Annotated in this window: 6 protein-coding genes and 1 tRNA gene; 1 reads left to right on the forward strand and 6 read right to left on the reverse strand. The window is 38.6% G+C overall.

The window, feature by feature from the left end; translation table 11 throughout:
• Positions 1-28: 28 nt before the first annotated feature.
• Positions 29-694, reverse strand: a complete 666-nt coding sequence (locus tag WBG45_RS11480; protein WP_424414680.1) for a redox-sensing transcriptional repressor Rex — start codon at positions 692-694, stop codon at positions 29-31.
• Between the two features lie 124 nt (positions 695-818).
• On the opposite strand from WBG45_RS11480, the gene WBG45_RS11485 reads away from it, so the two are divergent.
• Positions 819-2750, forward strand: a complete 1932-nt coding sequence (locus tag WBG45_RS11485; protein WP_424414682.1) for an ABC-F family ATP-binding cassette domain-containing protein — start codon at positions 819-821, stop codon at positions 2748-2750.
• A gap of 336 nt (positions 2751-3086) precedes the next feature.
• On the opposite strand, the gene tsaD is transcribed toward WBG45_RS11485, so the two are convergent.
• From tsaD to WBG45_RS11510, 5 genes are all read right to left on the reverse strand, one after another.
• Positions 3087-4106, reverse strand: a complete 1020-nt coding sequence (tsaD, locus tag WBG45_RS11490) for a tRNA (adenosine(37)-N6)-threonylcarbamoyltransferase complex transferase subunit TsaD (RefSeq protein WP_424414684.1) — start codon at positions 4104-4106, stop codon at positions 3087-3089.
• Positions 4103-4558 carry a ribosomal protein S18-alanine N-acetyltransferase gene (gene rimI / locus WBG45_RS11495; protein WP_424414686.1) on the reverse strand — a complete coding sequence of 152 codons (456 nt, stop codon included), beginning with the start codon at positions 4556-4558 and terminating at the stop codon, positions 4103-4105. The genes tsaD and rimI overlap by 4 nt, the downstream gene beginning before the upstream one ends.
• On the reverse strand, positions 4551-5261 hold the full coding sequence (gene tsaB / locus WBG45_RS11500) for a tRNA (adenosine(37)-N6)-threonylcarbamoyltransferase complex dimerization subunit type 1 TsaB (protein ID WP_424414688.1): 711 nt from the start codon (positions 5259-5261) through the stop codon (positions 4551-4553). The genes rimI and tsaB overlap by 8 nt, the downstream gene beginning before the upstream one ends.
• Entirely contained in the window at positions 5258-5710 is a 453-nt protein-coding gene (gene tsaE / locus WBG45_RS11505; protein ID WP_424414690.1) for a tRNA (adenosine(37)-N6)-threonylcarbamoyltransferase complex ATPase subunit type 1 TsaE, read from the reverse strand. The genes tsaB and tsaE overlap by 4 nt, the downstream gene beginning before the upstream one ends.
• 172 nt (positions 5711-5882) lie before the next feature.
• Positions 5883-5958, reverse strand: a tRNA-Asp gene (locus tag WBG45_RS11510).
• Between the last annotated feature and the right edge of the window lie 137 nt (positions 5959-6095).

Below are 6095 nucleotides of genomic sequence, written 5' to 3' on the forward strand. Positions count from 1 at the left end.
TTATTTTAACTTACTTATGCTACGTTTGCTATTTGTTACTATGAACGATGTGTGAACTTTCTTCATCTTGTTTAATGAAGTAAATCAACGTTTGTAATTCAACGGACAAGTCAATTGTATGTACACGTATTGAATCAGGTACCGTCAATCGCATGGGAGTAAAATTAAGAATCCCTTTAACCGCTGTTTTCGTTAGGCGATCTGTCACTTCTTGAGCAGCTCGTGAAGGTACTGTTAAAATCACTAGCTCAATCCCATATTCTTTAATTTTTTCTTCTAACTTGCTTGGCTCAAAAACTGGAATATCACTCTTCAACATTCCGTCTTCTGTAGCACTCGTATCAAATGCAACCACAATGCGCGTGTTGTGATTCTTGTGGAAATTGTATTTTAGAAAAGCTGTACCTAAGCTACCTACACCGATTAATGCCACATTCGTCTCTTCATCTTGGTCAAGCGTTTGACGGAAAAACGATAGCAAGTGTTGTACATCATAGCCATAACCTTTTTTACCTAGGGCTCCAAAGTTCGAAAAGTCACGGCGAATCGTAGCTGAATCAATTTTCATGGCTTCACTTAGTTCCTGTGAAGAAACACGTTTCTTGCCCGCATTCGAAAAATTTTGGATAAAGCGGTAATAAAGAGGTAATCTTTTGGTTGTAGCTTGTGGAATTTTAAGCGGTTCTTGTTTCATGCCGTTCCTCCTGCATTCAAGCGAAATCGCTTTCATCTTACATGAGTACAAGAAAGAAGTAAAGGTCAGCCGTTGCGCCATCCACACGCTTCCATTAAACTAAGTGAGAACTGAGGTGGAAATAATGATTGTCTTACAAGTGAACCAATTACATAAAACGTTTGTTGTCGATGAAATATTAAGTGGTGTCAAACTTGAAATAAACCATAGAGACCGTGTTGCTTTAGTCGGTAGGAACGGTGCCGGAAAATCGACCCTTCTAAAAATAATCGCAGGTGAAATGTCGTACGACTCTGGAGAAATCATCATTCCAAAAGGTACAAAAGTCGGCTATATGGAGCAGCATGCTGGCATCGATTCTGACTTATCAATATGGGATGAAATGATGACGATTTTTGAGCATCACCGCTCCGCTGAACTAGAATTACGTTCACTCGAGCAGCAAATGGCTGATCCTGCCGTATATGAAAATTCAGAGACTTACGTGCGCATCATGTCAGACTATGATACAAAGCAAGTCGCGTTTAAAGATTCAGGTGGCTACCAATATGAATCGGATACACGTTCTGTGTTACATGGGATGCAATTCTTCCCAGAAGAATACGATAAGCCGATTCAATCATTATCTGGTGGTCAAAAAACGCGTTTGGCTTTAGCCAAATTATTATTAACCAAACCGGATTTATTAATTTTAGATGAACCGACCAATCACTTAGATATTGATACACTTAGTTGGTTAGAGCGCTATCTTCAAGGGTATCCAGGAGCGATTTTAATCGTTTCTCATGACCGCTATTTCCTAGACCAAGTGGTGAATTTTGTTTATGAAGTTTCTCGTCATAAAGTAAAACGTTTTGTTGGAAATTATAGTTCGTACTTGGATGAAAAGGCAAAGACGTATGAACGAGACTTGAAGACATTCGATAAGCAACAAGAAGAAAAAGCGAAACTTGAAGACTTTGTGCAACGTAACTTGGCTCGAGCTTCCACCACTAAAATGGCTCAATCTCGTCGTAAAGTGTTGGAGAAAACCGATTGGATGGATTCTCCAAATGGAGATGAAAAATCGGCAAACTTTGGTTTCTCGATTGAACGACAAAGTGGAAACGACGTTCTGAAATTAGAACAAGTAACAGTAGGATACTCGGAAAAACCAGTCTCACAGGATGTTGATCTTCGTGTATTTCGAGAAGACCGAATCGCATTAGTTGGTCCAAATGGTGTGGGAAAATCGACTTTACTTAAAACAGTGGTAAAAGATATTCCTCCAATTGCTGGATCGATTCATTACGGGACAAATGTTCAATTCGGTTACTACGATCAAGAACAAGCAAAACTTACAGGCAATCGATCTGTGCTAAAAGAATTATGGGATGAATGGCCATTAATGAACGAAAAAGATGTACGTAATGTATTAGGCCGCTTCTTATTCAGTGGTGATGATGTCACCAAATCGATTTCTTCTTTATCAGGTGGAGAAAAAGCTAGGGTTGCACTAGCCAAACTCATGATGTTAAAAGCTAATACCTTGATTTTAGATGAGCCGACCAATCATCTGGATTTAGATAGTAAAGAAGTTCTCGAAAATGCACTAATTGATTACCCTGGAACTATCCTTTTTGTTTCACATGACCGTTATTTTATTAATAGGATTGCCACAAAAGTTATTGAATTATCAAGTGACGGAGCTTTCGAATATTTAGGTGACTACGATTACTATGTTGAAAAGAAAAAAGAACTTGAAGAAATTCGAGCTGAACAAGCGGGTCCGGTTGAAGTTGGAGCAGCTACTACAAAGCAATCTACTTCTACCATTGATAAAGAAGCTAAGAAAAGAGAACGTCAAATTACACGACGCTTAGAAGAATTAGAAGGTCAACTAAGCGTGATAGAAGAAAATATAAATGCTGTTGAAGAAAAATTGTGTGATCCTGCTATCTTCCAAGACCATGAACAATTGGTGGTCCTTCAAAAAGAGCTTGAATCTTTTAAAGAGGATCAAGAAGTGCTTATGACGGAATGGATGGAACTAGAAGAAGAATTAGAACTATTTTAAAAGTACCGCATGTCAAAACATGCGGTATTTTCTCACAATTTAACAAGTATATATATGGGTCAAGTCCTTTTTTCGACATTTTTCTCTCCACAAGGTTATTCACAATCAAAAGGTTGATATATCAATCTATCAACAGACTTACCCACACTATCCACAGGGTAAAAAGTTTTTATACACAATGTCCAACGGAAAACCTACCACTATATATTGAATTCCACTGACTTATACACATCTTATCCACAAATTGTGCATAAGTACAGATGTTCTCTATTGACAACTCAATTCATTTTTGCTAAAAAAAGAATCGATTCTCTTCAATGAGAGAATCGATTCTTCTTAATTCCAGTCGAATAATGTCATTCCGGGTTTTCCGTTCATTGCCATTGAGTTAACAATACCTTTATCAAACATGACAGAACCAGCGGCCGCAATCATAGCAGCATTATCTGTACATAAAAACAGTGGCGGTACCGTAAATGGAATTCCTTCTTTTGCAAAGGTATCTTCTAACGATTTACGTAACCCTTTGTTAGCAGAGACACCACCAGCAGCAATTACTTGTTTAACTTTATACTCTTTAGCAGCTCGTAAAGTTTTAGCAGTTAGCACCTCTACCACGCTGTCTTGGAAACCTGCAGCTACTGCTTGAGGCTTTATCTCTTCTCCGCGTTGCTCAGCGTTGTGCATATAGTTGATAACTGATGACTTCAACCCACTAAAACTAAAGTCATATGAATCCTCTTCTAACCAGATACGTGGAAACGCAATGGGTTCGACACCTTCGTGTGCAAGTCTATCAATATGAGGACCTCCTGGATAAGGAAGTTTTAAAACTCTCGCTACTTTGTCATACGCTTCCCCAGCCGCGTCATCACGTGTTTCACCAATTAACTTAAATGTACCGTGATCAGGCATCAAAACAATCTCTGTGTGCCCTCCTGAAACAACTAAAGCTAACAAAGGAAATTGCATAGGCTCTGTTAATTGATTGGCATAAATATGTCCTGCAATATGATGTACTCCTACAAGAGGTAATTGATGTGCGAACGCAAATGCTTTTGCAGCGTTTATGCCAATTAGAAGCGCACCGACTAATCCTGGCCCTTCTGTAACAGCAACTGCATCCAAGTCACTCGGTTGCATGTTTGCTTGCTTCAGCGCTTCCTCAATGACAATCGTCACTTGCTCTACATGATGACGAGAAGCGATTTCAGGTACAACTCCGCCGAAGCGTTTATGACTTTCTATTTGTGACGCTACAACGTTTGAGACGATCTCACAACCGTTACGAACAATCGATGCAGCGGTCTCATCACAACTCGTTTCAATACCTAATATGATTTGATCTTTAGTCATTTAAATTCCACCCACATTACCAGTGCATTCTCTTGGTTATCTGTATAATAACCTTTTCGAATTCCACCATTTTTAAAATCCAGTTTACGATATAAATTCTGAGCAATCGTATTACTCACTCGCACCTCTAAAGACATAAGAACGACTTCATGTTCTCGTGCAACTCGAATTGCTTCGCGCATGAGACCTTCACCAATCCCTTGCCCCTTAACCTGTTCAGCCACTGCTACATTCGTAATATGGCTCTCATCTATTATCATCCACATGCCACAGAAACCAATGATTTGCCCTTGATCATTTTCTGCAACAATATAATAAGCATGCAAGTTAGTCGTCATTTCTTGAACAAATGCATCTCTCGTCCAAGGCAAACTAAATGCCTCTTCTTCAATCTTCAATACTCCATCAATATCAGCAACCGTCATTTTGCGGTATAAGACTGTATCAATCATTTGCTTTGCCAGCCTTTAGTTGATCTGCTTTCCAATTCGTTTCAGCTTCAGTAATACGCTTATAATCAGGTACAAAATGATGTGTTTCTTCTATAGAAGGAAGTGGTTTCTTCATGGCTTGCTCGATCACCACAGAAGCTCTTGGTAATTCAAGATTAAATGGAGCCCGAATTGCTCGCTCTCCCAAGACTCGTTGAATTGCTTCCCAGTGGATTGATACGTCTTTCCCCACAAATAAAATATTCTCTTCTCTCGTTGCTAATTTCTCTAAAATGGTCTCTAAAGCATAATGACCATCTGTTAAGTCAGTTAATAACTCATTTGTATAAATTGCTGAAAATACATTGTCTCTACGAGCATCCATAATGGGGCAAATGAGTCCGTCGAAAAGTGATCCATTCCCAGCTAAGGTTAGAAGACTTGAAACTCCTACTACAGGTATCTTTAAAGTCCAAGCAAGAGTCTTAGCTATAGTGACACCTATGCGGACACCAGTATACGAACCTGGCCCTTCAGCCACTGCAATAGCATCAATGTCACCAGGTTTAATATTTGCTTGTTTTAAAGCTTCTTCAACAGCAGGCATAGCTCCTACTGAATGCGTAACTTTTATCGAGCTTGTCCATTCAACTAGAAGTTGATTGTCTTTAACAACTGCAATTGATAATGGAACATTCGATGTATCGATTCCTAACCATATCATGCAAATAACTCCTTACATAATTGCTCATAACGCTCACCCAACGGGGTAATTTCAAAACGTCGAGCAAATTCATCTTCGTAAAATACTTCGATTTGTAATCTCTCTTTTGGTAAATCGTATTCAATTAACTTTGCCCACTCAATGACAGTCACTGCATCACCGTAAAAAAGTTCATCCCAACCTAAATCCTCTTCACTATCTGCAAGACGATATACGTCTAAATGATTAAAAGGCAATCTACCTTGATATTGCTTCAATATTGTAAAGGTAGGGCTGTTCACATTACGTTCTACACCTAATCCTTTTGCAAAGCTTTTTGTAAAAGTCGTCTTTCCAGCACCAAGGTCGCCTTCTAGCGTAATAACATCCTGTGCTTGAACAAGTTCTCCTAAACGTTGACCAAATTGCTCTGTTTCTTCAAGCGTTGCGACTTGTTTAATATACGTCATATTTTTTACCTCACACATGTTTTCTCTAGTGTATCCAATCCAATTATTCACTTAATTTAAGAAAAACACAACTTGCTCGCTCACTGGAGAAGTTGTGAACATTCTATTAATATAACAAAAAAACCCACAGAGAAAGGTTACTTTCTTTGTGGATTGATAATTTAAAATAAAATGGCGGTCCCGACGGGAATCGAACCCGCGATCTCCTGCGTGACAGGCAGGCATGTTAACCGCTACACCACGGAACCATAATATTTAACGACAAGATTTATTATACCAATGTATGAAATAATTACAATAGTTTTTTGAAAAATAGTTTTAAAAACTTTTTAAAAGATGTTTTTTATTATGAATTATCATTGTGACGTTGCATATTCGTGATTAA

This window comes from Paenisporosarcina sp., from assembly GCF_049671445.1.
Classification (GTDB): domain Bacteria; phylum Bacillota; class Bacilli; order Bacillales_A; family Planococcaceae; genus Paenisporosarcina.

What these genes read in the sequence shown, in the direction of transcription:
- tsaB (WP_424414688.1), bottom strand. Translation starts at nt 5,261, where the DNA reads ATGATATGGTTAGGAATCGATACATCGAATGTTCCATTATCAATTGCA.
- tsaE (WP_424414690.1), bottom strand. Translation starts at nt 5,710, where the DNA reads ATGACGTATATTAAACAAGTCGCAACGCTTGAAGAAACAGAGCAATTT.
- tsaD (WP_424414684.1), bottom strand. Translation starts at nt 4,106, where the DNA reads ATGACTAAAGATCAAATCATATTAGGTATTGAAACGAGTTGTGATGAG.
- rimI (WP_424414686.1), bottom strand. Translation starts at nt 4,558, where the DNA reads ATGATTGATACAGTCTTATACCGCAAAATGACGGTTGCTGATATTGAT.
- WBG45_RS11485 (WP_424414682.1), top strand. Translation starts at nt 819, where the DNA reads ATGATTGTCTTACAAGTGAACCAATTACATAAAACGTTTGTTGTCGAT.
- WBG45_RS11480 (WP_424414680.1), bottom strand. Translation starts at nt 694, where the DNA reads ATGAAACAAGAACCGCTTAAAATTCCACAAGCTACAACCAAAAGATTA.